This window comes from Micrococcus sp. R8502A1 (assembly GCF_006704135.1).
Taxonomy (GTDB): Bacteria; Actinomycetota; Actinomycetes; order Actinomycetales; family Micrococcaceae; genus Micrococcus; species Micrococcus luteus.
Window position 1 is genome coordinate 1 of record NZ_VIGS01000114.1, and the last position, 607, is coordinate 607.

Genomic DNA, 607 nt, shown 5'->3' on the forward strand with positions numbered 1-607 from the left:
TGGGTCATGAGCGGGCTCTTTCCAGCGGATGGGTTGTTGAGGAACTTCCATCCTGCCGGGCGGGGCCCGCTCGTCTCATCTCAGCCCGGGCCTCGTGCCAAGAACCTCATGACCCACAACACCTAGGCGGAATTCGACCTGCCCGGACATCCGCTTGGAAAGACCGTCCGGGGTGAGACCGGCCAGTGCCGCTGCGCGGGCCTGGGTTAGGTCTCGTCTACTGATTTCGGCTGCCAGGTTCGACCTGACACAACGGGTGTGATTGCTCATGGCCCACACTGTATGCGCTGTACGCATATCTGCCCAGCCCTCGCCTTGCGGTCATCGCAACTTTTTTTCTCTGACCTTGTGCGCCGTTCGCCTGAGCCATAGGGTCTTGCCCATGACGAACTCGAACGAGGAGAGCGGCTCGGATTTCAATTCGATGGTCGCCGCAGAGGTGCGTGCTTGGCTCGCCCGCTCCGGCAAACGCCAGGCAGACCTAGGGCGTGTTGCTAAAGGATAGTAGTCAGCCAATGCAGTGTCGCGGCGAGGCAGAGCCCGGCGTGATAGTTCCGGGCGTACTTGTCCGAGCGCATCGCGATCCCTCGCCACTGCTTGAGCCGGT

Annotated in this window: 1 protein-coding gene; it reads right to left on the bottom strand. The window is 61.8% G+C overall.

The genetic code is table 11. From position 1 onward, the window contains the following. Positions 1-321: 321 nt before the first annotated feature. The coding region (locus FLM69_RS11760; RefSeq protein ID WP_220125183.1) for a hypothetical protein at positions 322-607 on the bottom strand (286 nt) is incomplete at its 5' end.